This window comes from Paenibacillus bouchesdurhonensis (genome assembly GCF_900155685.1).
Taxonomy (GTDB): Bacteria; Bacillota; Bacilli; order Paenibacillales; family Paenibacillaceae; genus Fontibacillus; species Fontibacillus bouchesdurhonensis.
In genome coordinates, this window is the sequence record NZ_LT732548.1 from 4,757,589 (window position 1) to 4,775,396 (window position 17,808).

General features: G+C 46.1%; 16 protein-coding genes and 1 pseudogene. 4 read left to right on the plus strand and 13 right to left on the minus strand.

Going from position 1 to position 17,808, the window contains the following annotated elements; translation table 11 throughout:
• Positions 1-117: 117 nt before the first annotated feature.
• The 4 genes from CZ379_RS25550 to CZ379_RS25560 form a co-directional block, all read right to left on the minus strand.
• Positions 118-552 carry a universal stress protein gene (locus tag CZ379_RS25550; protein WP_110934197.1) on the minus strand — a complete coding sequence of 145 codons (435 nt, stop codon included), beginning with the start codon at positions 550-552 and terminating at the stop codon, positions 118-120.
• Positions 553-634: 82 nt separating this feature from the next.
• Positions 635-898 (minus strand): DUF1294 domain-containing protein, encoded by a 264-nt coding sequence (locus CZ379_RS25555; protein WP_110934198.1) that lies wholly within the window; start codon positions 896-898, stop codon positions 635-637.
• Positions 899-1,014: 116 nt separating this feature from the next.
• The gene (locus CZ379_RS27035; RefSeq protein ID WP_267890508.1) at positions 1,015-1,146 is read right to left on the minus strand and encodes a hypothetical protein; all 132 of its coding nucleotides are present in this window, start codon (positions 1,144-1,146) and stop codon (positions 1,015-1,017) included.
• A 92-nt stretch (positions 1,147-1,238) separates the two neighbouring features.
• On the minus strand, positions 1,239-3,371 hold the full coding sequence (locus tag CZ379_RS25560; RefSeq protein ID WP_110934199.1) for a DNA topoisomerase III: 2,133 nt from the start codon (positions 3,369-3,371) through the stop codon (positions 1,239-1,241).
• 368 nt (positions 3,372-3,739) lie between these two features.
• Here CZ379_RS25560 and CZ379_RS25565 point away from each other — a divergent pair, with 368 nt between their 5' ends.
• Both CZ379_RS25565 and CZ379_RS25570 read left to right on the plus strand, forming a co-directional pair.
• Positions 3,740-4,738, plus strand: coding sequence for a ketoacyl-ACP synthase III (locus tag CZ379_RS25565; protein WP_110934200.1), 999 nt, complete (start codon positions 3,740-3,742; stop codon positions 4,736-4,738).
• A 35-nt stretch (positions 4,739-4,773) separates the two neighbouring features.
• On the plus strand, positions 4,774-5,343 hold the full coding sequence (locus CZ379_RS25570) for a thymidine kinase (RefSeq protein WP_110934201.1): 570 nt from the start codon (positions 4,774-4,776) through the stop codon (positions 5,341-5,343).
• Between the two features lie 78 nt (positions 5,344-5,421).
• Here the strand turns inward: CZ379_RS25570 and CZ379_RS25575 are convergent, their stop codons facing one another.
• A complete protein-coding gene (locus CZ379_RS25575) occupies positions 5,422-6,087 on the minus strand; it encodes a hypothetical protein (protein ID WP_234405016.1) in 666 nt (221 codons plus the stop codon).
• Positions 6,088-6,265: 178 nt separating this feature from the next.
• On the opposite strand from CZ379_RS25575, the gene CZ379_RS25580 reads away from it, so the two are divergent.
• Both CZ379_RS25580 and CZ379_RS25585 read left to right on the plus strand, forming a co-directional pair.
• Positions 6,266-6,478 (plus strand): hypothetical protein, encoded by a 213-nt coding sequence (locus CZ379_RS25580; protein WP_110934202.1) that lies wholly within the window; start codon positions 6,266-6,268, stop codon positions 6,476-6,478.
• A 23-nt stretch (positions 6,479-6,501) separates the two neighbouring features.
• Positions 6,502-7,359 carry a sulfurtransferase gene (locus CZ379_RS25585; protein WP_110934203.1) on the plus strand — a complete coding sequence of 286 codons (858 nt, stop codon included), beginning with the start codon at positions 6,502-6,504 and terminating at the stop codon, positions 7,357-7,359.
• 401 nt (positions 7,360-7,760) lie between these two features.
• Here CZ379_RS25585 and CZ379_RS25595 read toward each other — a convergent pair.
• The 8 genes and pseudogenes from CZ379_RS25595 to CZ379_RS25630 all read right to left on the minus strand — a co-directional run.
• A pseudogene (locus CZ379_RS25595) lies at positions 7,761-8,063 on the minus strand (MarR family winged helix-turn-helix transcriptional regulator); the annotation flags it as partial.
• A gap of 349 nt (positions 8,064-8,412) precedes the next feature.
• The gene (locus CZ379_RS25600) at positions 8,413-10,044 is read right to left on the minus strand and encodes a beta-N-acetylhexosaminidase (RefSeq protein WP_110934206.1); all 1,632 of its coding nucleotides are present in this window, start codon (positions 10,042-10,044) and stop codon (positions 8,413-8,415) included.
• Positions 10,037-11,425 (minus strand): FAD-dependent oxidoreductase, encoded by a 1,389-nt coding sequence (locus tag CZ379_RS25605; RefSeq protein WP_110934207.1) that lies wholly within the window; start codon positions 11,423-11,425, stop codon positions 10,037-10,039. The genes CZ379_RS25600 and CZ379_RS25605 overlap by 8 nt, the downstream gene beginning before the upstream one ends.
• A gap of 11 nt (positions 11,426-11,436) precedes the next feature.
• On the minus strand, positions 11,437-12,636 hold the full coding sequence (locus CZ379_RS25610; protein ID WP_199925788.1) for a GNAT family N-acetyltransferase: 1,200 nt from the start codon (positions 12,634-12,636) through the stop codon (positions 11,437-11,439).
• Positions 12,637-12,656: 20 nt separating this feature from the next.
• A complete protein-coding gene (locus CZ379_RS25615) occupies positions 12,657-13,652 on the minus strand; it encodes a zinc-dependent alcohol dehydrogenase (protein ID WP_110934209.1) in 996 nt (331 codons plus the stop codon).
• A 22-nt stretch (positions 13,653-13,674) separates the two neighbouring features.
• Complete coding sequence (locus tag CZ379_RS25620; protein ID WP_110934210.1) at positions 13,675-15,921, minus strand: helix-turn-helix transcriptional regulator; 2,247 nt, start codon at positions 15,919-15,921, stop codon at positions 13,675-13,677.
• Positions 15,922-15,978: 57 nt separating this feature from the next.
• Positions 15,979-16,842 (minus strand): carbohydrate ABC transporter permease, encoded by an 864-nt coding sequence (locus CZ379_RS25625; RefSeq protein WP_110934211.1) that lies wholly within the window; start codon positions 16,840-16,842, stop codon positions 15,979-15,981.
• Complete coding sequence (locus tag CZ379_RS25630; protein WP_110934564.1) at positions 16,836-17,738, minus strand: ABC transporter permease; 903 nt, start codon at positions 17,736-17,738, stop codon at positions 16,836-16,838. The genes CZ379_RS25625 and CZ379_RS25630 overlap by 7 nt, the downstream gene beginning before the upstream one ends.
• Positions 17,739-17,808: the final 70 nt, after the last annotated feature.

The following is a 17,808-nucleotide window of genomic DNA, read 5'->3' on the forward strand; positions in this document are numbered from 1 at the left end:
CTTAAGTTAAAAACAAGAAAAACACGCTTAAGGAAGCGAAGGCTCCAGAGAGAAGCGGCATGCTTGTCTTATATATAAAAAAGAGAATGCCCCTAAGGACACTCTCCCTTAAATTGCTTATTTAACGACCAGCACAGGCACCTTGGCATGCTGAACAACGTTATGGCTGACGCTGCCAAGGACGAATTCGCGAATGCCTCCAAGGCCGCGGCTGCCGATGACGATAATGTCGTTATTGTTCTTCTTCACATAATCCAAAATGACTTCCGCCGGCGCGCCCTGAAACAGCTCGACCTTCCCGTTCACACCTGCAGCCTGCAATCGGCTCTTCGCTTCCTCTACCGTCTTCTCAGCCAGCTCGTAGAAATCCTGATTTACGGATGCGGGCACGGGCGCATATCCCTCTGCGACATAGAAACGTGGAAAATCAAAAACATGTACCACTTCCAGAGTAGCTTCCGGTGTTAATTTTACTAGTTCGATCGCCTTATCCAGCGCTTTGGTACCTGCCTTGGAACCATCATAAGCTGCAACAATTTTGGTAAACAACATAAGTCAGCACCTCTCCTTGTCTAGTTTAGAAATACAAGTGGAGCGAGATCGTGCAATTCCTCTACTTCATTAAATAAACCATTTAGAACAAAAAATAACCCAGCAGCACCGCATTCAGCAATAGAAGCAGCGGAATGCCTATCCGGAAGCTGGCATGCTTCGTTTTGTGCCGCTTTACGTTCATGGCCGTCAGCACACCAAGCGAACCGCCGATGGCTGCCAAGAGAAACAATGTCCGCTCAGGAATTCGATCGCGCCTCTGCCGGGCCCGGCGCTTATCATCGGCCATAACTAGATATGAAATAACATTAATAATTAGAAACCAGAGCAGCAACCCGGATTTCATGCTCACCGCCCCCATCTTCATCCGTCTATGCAGAGCTTCGTTTCCCTTGATTCTATTATAACGCTAACGCTATAAATACAAAAGGCTCCCGCATGGGAGCCTTTGTCGACGCAGCACTACATCTTCGGTATTTCATTTAAGCTCGGCGGCCTCTTGGCCTGCTTCTTCAGCTTAGGCTCTACCGCTTCTTCCATAATACTGGATTTGTTCTGCTGATCCTTGATCTTCGTTGATTTGTGATGGGGCATGCTCATCACCTCCTATTCATAGGTTCTCGAGCATGCCGCTGTTTTATGCGAAGAGGAAGACAGGGTAATATCCAAACATCGGCAGAAGTCTTCTACTTGTTCTTATTCTCCATAGCCGCCTTCAGCAATTCTCCCAGGTTGGAGCCAATGGATTCCTGCTTTTTCGTATACTGGCTAACGAGCCTCTTCTCCTCCCGCTTGTTCATGCGTTTAGGGTCGTTATTGCTCAGCGTTTCCGTAATGCCACAAGGCAGACATTGAACGTAGCGGCCAGCCTTGCCTTCCTTCAGCTCCATCTTCTTATGGCACTGCGGACAACGCCGGTTGGACAGGCGCTTCTCGCCGGAACGGCGGTAGCCGCAATCTTCGCTTGGACAGATGAGCATCAGCCCCCGCCCCGTCTTCTTCTCCAGCAGCCTCGTACCGCAATCCGGACAATGGCTGTTGGACACATTATGCGGCTTATAGGTCGCATCGCTTTTCTTCACGCCAGCCACGAGCCCCTGAGCCATATCGCGTATCCCCTCTAGGAACGGGCCAGGCTTGCCCTGCCCCCGAGCGATCCGCTCCAGCTCTGCCTCCCATTTCGCCGTCAGATCCGGCGACCGCAGATCGCTCGGAGCGAGCTCAATCAACTGCTTGCCCTTTCCTGTCGGATGCAGCAGGTTTCCCTGCCGCTCAATCGTATCCGAGCTGACCAGCTTCTCGATAATATCGGCTCGGGTCGCCGGCGTGCCTAATCCGTGCTTCTCCATTTGCGTCAGCAATGCCGCCTCGCTGTACCGCTTCGGCGGCATAGTACGGCCGCTTTGAATGCGACAGCGCTTCACAGTCACACTGTCTCCTTCCTTCAGTTCTGGAAGCAGCGCGCCGCTGCCTTCAAGCGATTCCTCATCCTCCTCGTCTTCATCCACAGGCTGACCGTCATAGACGGCCCGCCAGCCGCTGTCCTTCATCGTCGTGCCTTTGGCATGGAGGGCCTCCCCGGCGACATCCAAAGTAACAGCGACATTGTCATAACGGGCCGCCGGATAGAATAGACTGATGAACCGCCTTACGATCAAATCATATAACCTGCGCTCTTCTGTGCTGAGCTCATTGAGCAGTACCGTCTGCTCGGTCGGAATGATTGCGTGATGATCGGTAACTTTACTGTCATCGATAATCCGTTTACCCAAAGAGAGCGGCTTGCGCAGCAGCGGTCTTGCTAAAGGGGCGTAAGGGCCGATCGCCACGCTCGTCAGTCTCTCCTTCAGCGTGTCCTTCATATCGGACGTCAAATAACGCGAGTCCGTACGCGGATAAGTTACGAGCTTATGCTGTTCATACAGCCGCTGCAATACATTAGAGGTCTGCTTGGCGGAAAACCCGAGCAAGCGGTTCGCATCCCGCTGCAGCTCTGTCAAATCGTATGCCAAAGGATGCGGCACATTCTTCTCGCTCTTCTTGAGTTTCACGATTTTGCCGGAGCGGCCGTCGAGCTTCCCTTGAAGCTGCTTCACCTTCTCCGGGTCAAAAATCCGCGAATCATTATTCGCGCCCCGCCATACGGCTTCGAACGTTCCCAGATCAACGCGCAGTGTGCTGTATTCCTCCGATCGGAACGAGACAATCTCGTTCTCCCGCTGCATAATCATGCCCAGCGTTGGCGTCTGCACCCGCCCCGCGGATAGCGGCGAACCGAATTTGGTGGTCAGTGCCCGAGTAACGTTCAGTCCGATCATCCAGTCCGCTTCCGCCCGGCATCTTGCCGACTGGTACAGCCGATCGTATTGATTCCCCGGCTTAAGCGAAGCAAAGCCCTCCTTGATCGCCTTATCGGTCTGCGAGGAGATCCACAGCCGCTGGAACGGCTTGTTCCATTTCGCCATATCCATGATCCATCTAGCCAGCAGTTCTCCTTCGCGCGCAGCATCCGTTGCAATGATGAGAGAATTGATATCCTGCCTTCTCATCAGCTGCTGCACGGCCTTGAACTGATGGCTGCTCTCCCGCAGCACCTTCAGCTTCATTTTCCCAGGTAAAATCGGCAGATCCTCCAAGGCCCAGGAACGGAACTTAGCATCATAGTCCTCCGGCTCCGCAAGCCCGACCAGATGGCCCAGCGCCCAGGTCACGACATACTTCGGCCCTTCCAAATAACTCTTATGCTTATCGCGGCAGCCCATCACTCGCGCGATTTCTCGCGCTACGGACGGCTTCTCCGCTAGTACTAATGTTTTCATGGGTCACAGATGCACTCCTTTCAAAGTTTATTATAGCATCCGTGGGAGTGCGCAACGAAATCTTCAAGATTTTAAATTGAGCGCACGAGGTAGCAAGCTTAGGCTTAGGTTATTTTAAGTAGGCTTTTGAAGAAGGCTTTCTCGAACGTTGGATCTTTATAAACATTGAATAAATTTATTGTTTTTCTGGGATTTTAATGCAATGGTTAATGTACTAATGATAAAGCTATACAACAAAGGAAAATTAATATATATTATTACCAGGTACTAAAACCTGATAATAATATTAGGCCATAATTTAGATTTTCATACAAGATATCGAAGCATGTTTTTTACAAACCCATTTCCACAATGAAGGAGCGATTGATTTGACGCCTGTATCCAAATCGCGGATTACCGCCATCGGTACTTACGTTCCCGAGAAAATATTGACGAATGAGGATCTGGAGAAGCTGGTTGAAACGAATGACGAATGGATCGTTCAACGAACAGGAATTCAAGAGCGGCACATTACGGCAGACGACGAATTCACCTCCGATTTATGCATCCGCGCCGTCGAGAAGCTCCGCAGCACCTACAACGTCTTGCTGGATGATGTCGATCTTATTCTCGTAGCGACGACTACTCCCGATTACTCATTCCCTAGCGTATCATGCAAAATTCAAAAGCATTTCGAAATGGGAAACACCGGGGCAGTGGATCTGAATGCGACATGCGCGGGCTTCTCCTATGCCCTTCATCTGGCTAATGGACTGATCACTTCAGGGCTACATAGGAAAGTGCTTGTGGTCGCGGGCGAAACGATGAGCAAGATAACGGATTACAGCGATCGGAGCACGTGCATTCTATTTGGCGATGGAGCCGGGGCTGTGCTTGTCGAGCGGGAAGATACAGAATCAGGCTGTTTTGAGGCCGTCGTCATGGGCACGCAAGGAGCCGGGGGAATCAACGTATATCGCTCCGGTCTCTCCCGGGCCATGGACGGTCAACCTTTGGAAGGCAACGGTAAAATCGTGCAAAATGGACGCGAAGTATTCAAATGGGCGGTACGCACCGTGACTGCCGGGATTGAGCAGCTGCTGGAGCAGGCTAATGTAAGTCGGGAGCAGATCGACTGGTTCATTCCGCACAGCGCCAATTTGCGCATGATTGAATCTATCTGTGAGAAAGCGAATATCCCTTTGGGCAAAACACTGCAAAGCGTTCAGCTTATGGGCAATACCTCCTCGGCATCGATTCCCCTTGCCCTGCAAGCGGGAATCGATGCCGGCCAGTTGAAGCCCGGCGACAGATTGCTCATTTATGGCTTCGGCAGCGGCCTTACTCATGCAGGACTCATTGTGCGATGGGGCGTACCCGCTATATAATTAGCAGGATGAACAACTAGAGAAGGGGCGCAGTGATGGCACAGCTATTTTTTAAGTACGGGGCAATGAACAGCGGCAAATCGATTGAGATTCTAAAAGTGGCCCATAATTACGAGGAACAGAACAAACCGGTGATGCTCTTCACGTCGGCTCTCGACGACCGGGATGAGGTGGGCTACATTTCCTCGCGCATCGGCCTGCGCAGGCCAGCGATCCCGATCAAGGACGATACCGACATCTTTGGCCTGGTTAGCCGTCAGGAGCCACGGCCCTACTGCGTGCTTGTAGACGAGTGTCAATTTTTGAACAAGGACAGCATCGAGCAGCTTGTCCGCATCGTCGACGAACTCGACGTTCCCGTCATGGGCTTCGGCCTCAAGAACGATTTCCAGAATCAACTCTTCGAGGGCAGCAAGCTAATGCTGATTTATGCGGATAAAATAGAGGAAATGAAGACGATTTGCTGGTTCTGCGAGCGCAAAGCTACGATGAACCTACGCGTCGAGAACGGGAAGCCCGTCTACACGGGAGAGCAAATCCAAATCGGCGGCAATGAGTCCTACTACCCTGTATGCCGGAAATGTCATCGTAATCCTCCATTATAGTTATCCTATATAGTAAGAAGGCACATGCACCCTGCATGCGCCTTCTTAAAGTTCAACGAACATAGAATCCCCTATTTGTCACTCTTCCGTCAATGCCAGTCTTCTCCTCCGTCTTAGCCTTTTTCTGCGTCCAAAAAAAGTTTCCCGAAACAACAGATTACGGTATTTAAATTTGCTAAACGGATATTTGAAAGTCAGTGCAATGCCTTGATCCTCGATTTTAACCGACTTCAGTGCTTGAGTGTGTACGGTACCTCGTACTAGCTGTCTCACTAATTGCGAGTTTTTGCGGCGAATCGCAATAGCCAGCTTGCAGGCGAATGATCTGTCATGGGCAAGCCTGTGATATAGCGGCAGTACTGCCCGGGCTATCGCCTGGTGAACTCGGGGCTCGAACATGAATTGCACGGTTCCCGGAGGAATCGTCGTTCCGTTCGTATACACGAGTTTGGGAAAAATAAAGTCGATAAAATAGCCGATCCCGTTTGTGCCCAGGCCTTGCCTCGCTGCAGACGGAGCTACCGAAGCGAGCAGCCTTCTCATCAAATTTAAATTCGCTGTAACCACTGCCTTGCTCCATATAGCGGCGAACCTTTCACTCGTTGCGACAGCTCTATAGAACGGCAGCATACTGACCGCTACTTTTTGCAGAATATTCGCATTGACCTTAATTTTGTCCGCATGTACCCTTATTTCGTCGCGTCCGCAGCTTCCTGCGCTTCTACGGCGTAATACCCTTCCCATCTCTATTCCTCCTTAGAACGATCGAGTTGTCCGTTCATCGTTGCGTTAAATATCGTTTCTATAATATATGGAGTAGTCGCTTGTCACGGTTGGGCTTTTGTCTCTACAATAGAGAAGTCAGATGAAGTAGTTTACGGGCAGCATACCTTCTGCCCGCCTCAAAGGAGATGGTAACCAAATGCCCACGATTCGACGTCTTATCACAGAACAGGATTTACAAACAGCGATGGATCTAGGCCTTCGTATCCGCGTTTTTCGCGACAACCACCTCATCGAATCCGGATCGATCATTATCCGCCTCACCGAGGATACCGTTATCACGCAATCCAGCGTGAGCGATCTTACCTACCATAACCGGAACAACTGTCAGTTCTTTGAGTTGAAGAAGTAATTAGATGAAGGGAGAAAATGATCATGGCAAACCCAAGCCCGCTCGTTTCAAAAAAGTGGCTCTTAGCCCGCATGTATGAGCCGAATATCGTTATCGTCGATTGCCGATTTCAGCTCGGAGCACCGGAAGCCGGCAGAGAGGCGTATAACGAAGCCCATATGCCCGGCGCAGTCTATCTCGACTTGGAGAGCGATCTTTCCGCTCCCGTTGGCGAGCATGGCGGCAGGCATCCGCTGCCCGATCCAGAAGCTCTGGCGTTGCGTCTCGGCCAGGCCGGTATCAACAATGACAGCATAGTCGTGGCCTATGATGACCAAGGGGGGATGAATGCCTCCAGACTATGGTGGCTGCTGCGCTGGCTGGGGCACGATCAGGTGTATGTCATGGCTGAGGGATTCGCAGCGTGGAAGAAGGACGGCTATCCCGTAACCGCGGATCAACCAGTCATCGTTCCTTCCTCATTCCAGCCTGCTGTACGGCCGAATTTGATTGCAGATGTGAACGATGTTCGCAGCGCTATTGGCAATCCCGAGATGTTATTGGTGGACTCTCGTGAGGCGCCTCGTTATTTGGGAGACACCGAACCTATTGATGCCAAAGCAGGACATATCCCTAGCGCCGTCAACGCTTTCTGGAAGAACAATCTGGATGCCGAGGGGAAATGGACGTCCGAGGAACAACGCCGGGCAGGATTGTCTGAAGTGATAAATGCTCTAAATGCTGGCCGGGAGGTTATCGTCTACTGCGGCTCAGGCGTGAGCGCTTGTCCAAATATTGTGGCGCTCCATTCACTCGGATATGATAATGTGCGGCTGTATGCCGGGAGCTGGAGCGATTGGATCTCGTATGAGGAAAACCCGATTGCAACGGGAGAAGAGTAAGAACCGAGAGGCCGTGTCAGACGCGGCTTTGGGGCTGGGACAGGTTGCCGGGAGGCGGGCTGTTACAGCCCTTTTTGGGCTTTTCATTCGGCAGCTTGCAAACAATAAGTCGAAGAAGCAGTTGCAAGAACATCGGAACCAGCCACAGTCCGGCAGTTAGGTTAGGTGATTGTTGAACGCCTAGAAACTTTTAAAGGTATAATTATGACAAGTGTCTGAGGAGATATCATCATTATTAATGATAGCGGAACATTTCACTTGTGAATTTCGCAAAGATAGCCGAAACGCTCGGTGTAGATATAGGCGAGTTGAGTTGTTCGGGTACATCTCCGAAGTTACAGAAACCAAGATACTCTCGCTGGTTCGATCATGCGGCATCCGGAATACCGCTCCGGTATCTGTTACTTCATCAATTGCTGAAGCTTTTGAAGCGCTGATAATATATTTGTCATTTCAACTGGCGTCAGTTTCTCATTGTATATTCTGACAAGCTGCTCATTAAATTTCTCTATTTCTTTTTTATACAGCAGCCCTTTTTCTCCTAATTCTATAGAAAATGCGCGCTTATCCTCCGCACTCTGCTTTTTCATAATATAGCCTTCTGTCTCAAGCTTGGCCAATTGCTGACTTACAGCGCTTTTTGTAATCTCCATTTTGTCAGCGAGCTCAGAAGGTGATATTGACGGATACCGCATAATGAAGGAATTGGTTCAAGCGTCGTCAGGAGGAAGCGGATGGAAACTAAACTTTTCGTAGAGCAAATTAATCAAACGCTTGAAGACATATGGTTAAATACGTATTGTTAGCGGTAACTACCTAGCTTCATTTGTACTCTTGTTGGCGTTCCGTTCGGCTTGGTTCAGCCACAGGTGGGTGACTTGCAATAGATAAGCAGTTGGAGCGATTGGATCAGTTATGAGAAGAATTCCATTGCCGCTGGAAAAGAGTAAACACAAAGAACCCGCGTCCGACGCGGGTTCTTTGCAGTTTGGGGCTATGGTGATGTATTCTACGCTTAATCTTTGGCGTGATCCCAACACGCTTTGCTTCTGTTTATTGCTTAAGCCATCGTTGCTTTAGATTATCCGTATAATTAAGGATATGCTGTGCATATCGGTAAGGCTCTAAATCCGGATTAAGCCCGGATTGCTGCAGGATGCTCTGTATGCTGCTTCCTATATCCTCCAGAGTTGCAAGAATCATCTCTTGTTGCTCCTCGCTAACATTGGCCTTTTCAGGATCTACAACTCTTGCAGGAAATAAGAGAGCATTCCATGATGTTATGCGTGGTAGCTTGGCTTCAATCACTTCGAATAAAGCTTGAACCGCCGCTCTTTCACTCTCAGGATAACAGGAGTAATAGTCGGTAAGAATCTCCTCCATTTGATCACTCCACAACGCTTTGCAAAATACATAACTATTAAATCCATGTACCCATTTCCACGGATAAGGATCAGACCCTCGATACGGAACGACTAAGTTCACCATACCGAGCAGGTTCTGCTGCTCGTAATATGCTACGTCCTTCAGAATGCGCTGTGGTAGAAAAGGGAACAAGTTCGTCAGCATGAAATGATCGCTATAGTATTCAAAGATAGTTAGCTTACGCTCCGTGCTTCTAAGTCTACGTGCCCAGTCCTCTAACGCCTCTTTCGCCCTGCGATCACTTTCATGCGGACTGTTATCGTATCCGTACCGGTAATCCCGACCCCAAAAAGCATATAGTGTATCAACTTCAGTAGATGGCTTTGCTTCATTTCGCTCTAGCATATTCCAAGCTAGGCCTGCGTTATAGGCAATATGTTCTACTTCTACATCTAGTCCAGATTGACATAAGCTAGCCTTCAATTTTTCTGTAAATTGTACATAATATTCGAGGAAGCCTTCTGTTTGCCGATCCGCGATGTCTTCCGGCCACAGCGATATTCGAGTTAAATTGGGCACGGTATGACAATATGCTGTAATATCCTGTAGAAGCTGGGTTTGCCATGTACTATCTTTGAAGTTCAGCTGTGACTTGGCTGTATACGGATGATCTGCTTCGGCGTTCAAATCCTCGTATTCTTTTCTATTCAAAATAAACTTCATACTATGACCGCCGAGCGTGACCTGGATTCCGCGTTTAATCAATTCGGGAGCAATTTCTTCACCCACTTGGTCCCATAGTGAAAAAGTAAAGAACATTTCATTGATTTTATTATGACCGAACCAATCGATCATTTCTTTTAAGTAGTGTGGCTCATTGATCGTTTCGAATACAAATCCTCTGCGTTCCATTCTTGGAGCATACCATCGAATTGTCTCTCGAGCAGGTTTTGAATCTACCGGATACTGCTGCTTCATGTTAGATGTGCTAGATGTCGAACCAGGATATACACAGTGAATACCCCAAGCCTCCTGCGCGTATTGATATACAGCGTATAATGCTGCTCGCTCTGATTTGCCTGAAAGAACAATCTTGTTCTCCGTCTCATAGATGACGAATTCATCACTAAAGCCAGAGTCTCTCCATTCATCCACGCCTAGCAGTTCTGGTTGCCCATTCTTCAGCTCTTCCCATGTCCCGACCCACACCTCATCCGTAGGCATAGTTGCAGCCCTACCGGAGAGCTGCAACAATCTGTTCCATTCCTCGCAAGCAAAAGCAAGTACAGGATGATTACTTTGCATGATTAGTTTACTCATCACGGACAACCCTCTCCACCAATCCTAGTTCAGCATTCCCTTCTATTAACCTTTCCTGCAATTCAAGAATAGGAACCTCCGCCGCAGCGCAGTTATACAGCGCAGCTATCGCAGCTGCGGCGCCAGCGGCCTGACCAACCGCCATACAGCTAGGGGTCAAACGAGTCGTAGCCTGGGCCTCATGTGTCGTGGAAATACATCTGCCAGCTAATAATAAATTTGAGTTGTTTAGCGGAACAATGCTGCGATATGGAATATCGTATGCGCCGCCTTCCCGAATAAAATTAGCCGTAACACCTTTACCCTCCGGATTATGAATGTCAATTGGATAACCACTTCGAGCAATAACGTCATCAAATCTTTTTCCATCTAATACATCGGTGCCATTCAACATATATTTTCCGATAATCCGCCTTGATTCTCTAACCCCGATCTGAGTTCCAACCGCTGTAACACTAGCATTTTGAAATCCCGGAATGGATTTTTGGAAGAACGCCTCTAACAGCAGTACTTGTTTGCGACCTTCGATCTCCGCCTCGGTCAAATCCTCAACATTTGTTGGATCCAAGCCTGATACCCGAGATACGTTTACAAGCACTTCATCCTCACCAGGTCCGCTAAAAAACAAGATTCCCTCACGCTGGATATGAAGAGCTGCATCCCTCCACTTTGTATAGAACCCCATAACTCCTGTAAGAGGCAAGGTATTCAACTCCGAAATCAATGATTTTTCGTAGAATTCTGTAGGATTCTCCTGCATATATTGCTTGACCTGATTCAGATCAACGCCCTTCATACGAAACTTCATTGTCATCGGCTGTACTTTATGTTCGAGATTTCCCTGCTCCCAAGGAGCACCTGCCATATAAGCAATATCTCCCTCTCCAGTTGCATCAACAAACACCTTTGCTCGGAGCGTCGATATTCCACTTTTATTGTAAAGGGAAATACCACGTATACGATCTCCCTCGGTTTGAACATCAATAGCCGCTGTATGAAGCAGAATGTCTACTCCCGCTTCCTGAAGCATGTCGCAAGACAAAACCTTGAACACCTCAGGATTATAGGGCGTCAGTGTATGAACAAATCCAACAGTATCCCTTAAGTGACCAGGGGATGCGCCAAGAGCTATCAGTCGATCAACAATTTCTTGAGCGATCCCTTTAATAACTTGCTCACCTGTTGCCGTATGAAAGGTCATCCAAGGGTATACCATCGCAGAGGTAGACATACCGCCTAGGAAGCCATAACGCTCCACGAGAATCGTTTTCGCTCCATTTCTCGCCGCGCTAATAGCAGCCGTAATTCCCGCCGGACCTCCTCCAAGAACTGCTACATCATATTCTTTCTGCAATATAGACAATAAACTCCACTCCCTCATGATTAAGAACTTTAAAACCTATCTAAGTTGTAAAAGACAGAGTTTTGCTTCGGAAAGAGAGCCCCAAGCACAGGGTCATGAAGTGCTTCCGGGTTAGAATTATCACAGCCTTGAAATAGTAAGATCGTAAATTCCTCTTGAGTTAAGGCTATTCTTGAATATTCAATCCCTTGCCGTGGATCAGCTTCGATCGATATCTGTCCGTCCGAATAATGAATATATGCTTCTTGCCCTGCGCAATGCAATTCAATCTGCAGAGATTTCCCGGCATATGCTTTGTTGTTCTGTAGCCTCTTTTGGAAAAGGGCAGCCAGCTTGGTCAGTAAAGGCTGGAGCCTGATTATTTTCCACATCATATAGCGATTCGTCTTCTTCTTTGCTCCCCATGAGATTAATTTTTCGGTCAAATGATGGTCTTCGGGAAGGTATGCTAGTATTCGATTAACTTCAGGACGCTGTTCAACCAAAGCCTGAAACAAGGGAACAACGGCACTTTCCTCGCCCTGGAGATAACCTAATTCCTCCAGATAGGCAGCCCCATCCTCTGTCTGCTCAGAAATATGCCCATATGCTACAGTCACACCATTCCGTATAACCAAAAGACAGGTAGACGCTTTCCATTTAGGCCATTGAAGCCGATCATTCCAGTGGGCCGCCGGCCTAATCACCGTGCAGGTTCTGGTCTCGTTAAATTGCTTGTATATGGTGGAAATATCGTTAATATAAGTCGGATCAAACGGACGGATATCATAATTTGAATTACCGTTCACCGTGATGTTTGCCGTATTTAATTCATACAAAGTTTGAGGAAAGGTACTCCAACCCGATTTTTCGTAAAAAGGGGTAATGATAGCAAAAAGCAATGAAAGGTCATATTCCTGCTGCTCCATCCATTCAGTTAAGCGATGCAGCATTTGCTTACAGTATCCCTTCCCTTGATACTCGGGAACTGTAGCTACACTCCCTATTCCTCCGACTTTCACTTCTGCTTCCTCAACACGGATGTTGCAAGGGAACACTTGTATAGTAGAAGCGATAGCCTCTTGCTGCAGCGCAATCCATGTAGTAGAGCTATCATAAGCTGAATCATGATCTAGACGCATTTGAAAAAAATCTCTCCCAACGGGGAATGCGTTTCCGAGAATGTCATAGACGGATTCCAACTCAGCACGATTTGCAATGCTGCGAACCTCAAGTTGATCGTTTATCACTGAAAATACAAGCCTCCATCCTAGTATTTGATGACTGTAGCAATCGTTTCCGTTGGCGTCCTATAATTCATATAGGCTTCTTCAGCGTCATCTATGGAATAGAGATTAGTTATGAGGTTCTTAATCGAGATTCGCCCGTCAGCTAACAAACGAATGTATTCCTCAACATTTCTACCTTCCGTCCAACGAACATGACCGATCGGATAATCTTTATTCTCTCTTTCATACTGAGGGTCATACCGACCTGGACCACCAGCGCGCGAGATGAGCACTTGAGCTTCTTTTCCGAACATTAGCTCTCTAGAGAATTCAGCTGTCAGATCACCGACAATAACGATTTTCCCACGATCGCGAATCCATTTGAGCGAGCTATTAATCAATTGTTCTCCCGGTCCGCTTGCACAATGCAAGACAGCATCTACCCCGTAACGTCCCGCCGCATCGGCTAATCGTTCTTCCATCTCCGCTTGACTATGATACATATGAGAGAATCCGCGCTCTTGAAGCATGGCTACCCGATCCTCTCTCAGATCCAAGCCTATAGTTCTATAAGCCGCAGCTTGAGCAATCTGCGTGATCATGTTACCTAGAATACCAAGCCCGACGATGACAACGGACTCTCCGAATTGCAGTTGAGCCACACGGAGTGCATGAATTGCAATCGCCCCAAGACCAGCAAAGGCCGCCTCTTGTGGATCAACATGGTCAGGAACAACTGTTACCAAATTTGCGGGAACAGCCAGCCATTCCGCATGATGCACATAGGGGGCGCCATAGCAGGCTACGCGTTGCCCTACTTGAATATGCTGAATACCATCGCCGACTTGTTCGACAATTCCCACTGCATTGTAGCCTAACGTGACGAGTCGATCAGATGCCTGTCTAACCAATATCATTTCCGTGCCAGGACTAATAGCTGAATATTCAGTCCGTATAAGCACATGACCGTGCAACAATTTCGGTTTCTCCCGCACTGTAATGATAATTTTTCCGTTTTGAGTCGTAATCGTCTTCATCTCGTATTTCACTCCAGACCTATCATTTCATATTTTGTTTTCGATATTCACTCGGAGAAATGCCAAAATACTTCTTGAATGTCGTCGTGAAGGTCGAAGAATTTAAATACCCCGTCTTCTCTCCAATTTCACCGATAGATAATAAACTGTCCTTCAGCAACTCCCTGGCATGTGATAATCTCACTTTATTAAGATATTCGACATAGTTGATACCAAACGTCTTCTTAAAGTAACTCGAGAAATATTTTGGCGAGGTTTCCACAACCTCCGCAATATGATCTAAATATAAGTTCTCCATATAGTGCAGCTCGATGTACCGAGAAATAAAGCTAGGATTCAGTTTATTAGCTTCTTCAGACTTACTATGTTCAGAAATATGCTTCGCTACATCTATAAGCGCTTTCTCAACATCCAGATAATCATGTGCGTAATCGATCTTCCGTAAAAACTGTTGTTCAAGCTTATACAATCTATTGTCCGCATTAGCAGTATCCTCTGCATGTCTCAGCATATACATGAACATCGTCTTGGCAATATGAGCCATTTGATGATGATGCACATTGCGAGCTGCATTCTCCCTGAACGTCTCAGAAATAATCTCCTTCCCTTCCTGCAGCTTTCCATTTGAAATATAATTGGATAGCTTCTCGATTTTATCGAAAGGGAAATACAGACTCCATTTGTATTGAATCTTCTCAACATCCAGTACATTAGACTTTTCATTAACTATTCTATATAGCATGCCATTTACCACGTTACGATACGCTAACTTATAATTCTCAAATTCTGTAGCGTACATCTTGCTTACACTAACATAGATTGAATAACCTGCCAGCTCTCCTTGTTCCAGGTTAGTAAACAATAGTTTCAAACGCTTTAACAACACTGCACGCTCATCTGGTTTAATACCAACAAGCGAGACGAATTGCAGGTTGTTATCGTAGAACAACTGAACATCACTTTGTTCTTTCAACAAGGCTGAATTGAGAACGTCTATAATCTTCTCTATTGATAATGCCGCTTGCTGCTCCATACCCTTCTTATTCAAATGAATCATGAGTAACACAAAGTACTCGCTGCGCAAAATATCTCTGCAATATTTTTGCATCTCTAGACCATGCTCCGAAGTAGAGTAAGCATATTCATCCACTGCTTGAAAAAACACACTTCTTTGCACTGTGAATTCCATATTTTCCATCTGTTTCTTGGTAGAGTCGATTTCCATTTGCATTTTTACAATACCGCTTAATATTTTACGGAAATCATTCCCTCTATTGTTGCCGCCGCCTAACTGACGAATAATTTTCTTGACAGGCTTATATAAGTAGACACTTAGAAATAAAGATATCAAGACCGCACAGATGATAGCTGATAACATAATCATTTTGTTTGCTTTTGTTACTGAATCGATATTATGGAATTGATATGGCGCTTTATCAACATACATAAATCCGTTAAAGTCGGATTTATATATGTTATATTGATAATCTTTTTTTGTTAAAGTGGCTTCATGAAATGAATTGAAATAAACATCATCAAGCAAGCCAGATAAATCAGAATTAGCATCTGTACTAAGAATGACTCTTCGCTCTTGATCAAGTACGATCAGTGAAGCACCTGGAATCATCAATTCCTGGTTCACATACTCCAATAAAGCGGCCTCATCTATTAAAATAATTATATTTTTATTCGAAATACGAACCTTATTACCACCTACTGCGACCATAAGCTTTTTTCTATGCTGAGATGTATCCGTTGCGACTTTGAAATATTGTCCTGGTAATATTTTAAATGAATTCTTCCCCTTTGCATAAGTCCGCCAATAGCTCTCATTGTACAAATCATGCTTGTACTTGTTCTGGAACAAATGACTAAGGCTGCTTGTGCCGGTTGAGGTAATGGCTAGATCCATATCATCATAGAAAACAATCACTTCTTCAATGAAATCAACTGAAGAGACTAGCGTAGCAATACTCTCTTGCATCGTATAGACCTTAAGCATGTCAATACGTCCGTCTTCTTCCGACTCCAGACTGCTATAAGGAAGTCCATGAATAGAGTGAATAATGTTGTTAATCGAACGAAAGCTATTGTCGAACGATTGAATCATTGTCTTTATTGCTAGTGTGTTGTTTTGGGCGACTTTTTCATAAATATCAGATATTGAATTTTTGTATACGAAATAATTGGATACGAACATTATGCCGACGACTAGGAGCAACGAACAAAAGATTTGAATGATGCCCAAATTTGTGATGTAACGCTTCAAGTAGTAGCCATCCCTTCCGCATGTTTCTTTGTCCAATTAAGTATACAACAATTAATGTCAACCCTTTTCGGAACCTAGCATCACACCTTGGGCAAAATATTTTTGAACAAATGGATAGATCATTAAGACCGGAATCATCGACAGCACAATTGTGGCATTCTTCTTCGCCTGAGGCGCTAAGGCTGCCGCATCGACAAGTCCTGGACCACTACCATCATTAAAAATAAGCATGTCTCTTAATACGACCTGAAGCGGGTACAAGCTTTGTTCATTCAAATAAATCAATGGGAGGAAGAAGCTGTTCCAGTGTCCCATGAAATAAAAGAGCCCAATTGATGCAAGCGCTGGTTTGGAGAGCGGAATCAAGATATTAAACAATATCCGATACTCGGAAGCACCATCAATAAGTGCCGCTTCACGGACTTGCGCAGACATATTCTCATAGAAGCTTTTCAGAATAATCAATTCCATCGTCCAAATCGCATTAGGGATAACCAATGCCCATACTGAATCAGTCAATCCAAGCGTATTAACGATGATGTAGTTTGGAATTATACCTGGATTCAAGAACATCGTTAGAACGATACCAAACATCCAATATTTACGCCAAATGAAGTCGGGCCGGGACAGTGGATAGGCAGCTATAGAAGTAACTAACAAGTTAATGAAGGTTCCAAGCCCCGTATAAAATATTGTATTTAAATAGGCTCTCGGTATCCGTGTGTCTTTTAGAACCTCCTTATAAGCTTCTAAGTTAATACCCTTGGGAAATAGGGTGACTTGGCCCTGAACAACGGAAGCTGTGTCGCTTAGAGAAATTGCTAGAATATAGACAATGGGGTAGACCGTAGCAATTCCAATGCAGCATAGGATCAGTCCATTGATTAATCCAAATAGGGAAAACTTTGATTCTCCTACCATAGCCCTTTACCTCCAGCCTTTCTGCTTATAAAGTTTGCCGACAGTAGCATGATCATTGCGACCAATGCTTCAAACATGCCAACAGCTGCAGCATAGCTGTAATTCGCCTCGACTAAGCCTTTTCTGTATACATAAGTGGAGAATACATCAGCCACTTCATACGTAGTCGGAGTGTAGAGAAGCAATACCTTCTCATATCCAATTCGAATCATATTGCCCGTTTTCATAATGAAAAGAATAAGAATCGTTGGCATTAGGCTTGGTATCGTAATATGCCACATGCTTCTCAGCCTGCTGCTTCCGTCGACCTTTGCCGCTTCATATAGCGTCGGACTAATACCGGCGATCGCAGCTAGGTAAATAATGGCTTCGTAACCCATAAGGGCCCAAATATCGGATGCAACATAAATGGTTCGGAACCATTCCGGCATAATCAAAAAGTAAATCTTTTCAAATCCAAGCGCTGCAATCAGCTTGTTAATCAAGCCGCTGCTGGGTGATAGGAAGTCTATAACCATACTACTGACAATTACAACAGACAAGAATGAGGGTAGATAAGTAAATGTCTGAATTGATTTTTTTAACCATTTCACTCGGAGTTCATTTAGCGAAATTGCTAATAGAATCGGAACTGGGAAACCAAATATCAAAGCGAAAAATCCGAGTGCTAGTGTGTTTTTGAATAACAGCAAAAAATCATTACTCGAGAAAAACCTGACGAAGTGCTTAAGACCGACCCATTTACTGCCGATAATTCCTTCGAATACACTGTAATCTTTAAATGCAATAATCAAGCCGTACAATGGTCCATATCGGAAAATAATATAAAATATAAGACAAGGCAGAAATAGGAGCAATAACTGTCTATCCCGTTTCATATGCTTTAGCGTCCGCATGAACGATGCAGTAATCCGTGATAATAAGGATGGCTTACTCAGTGTAAGTCCCTTATCCGTGCTAGGGTTT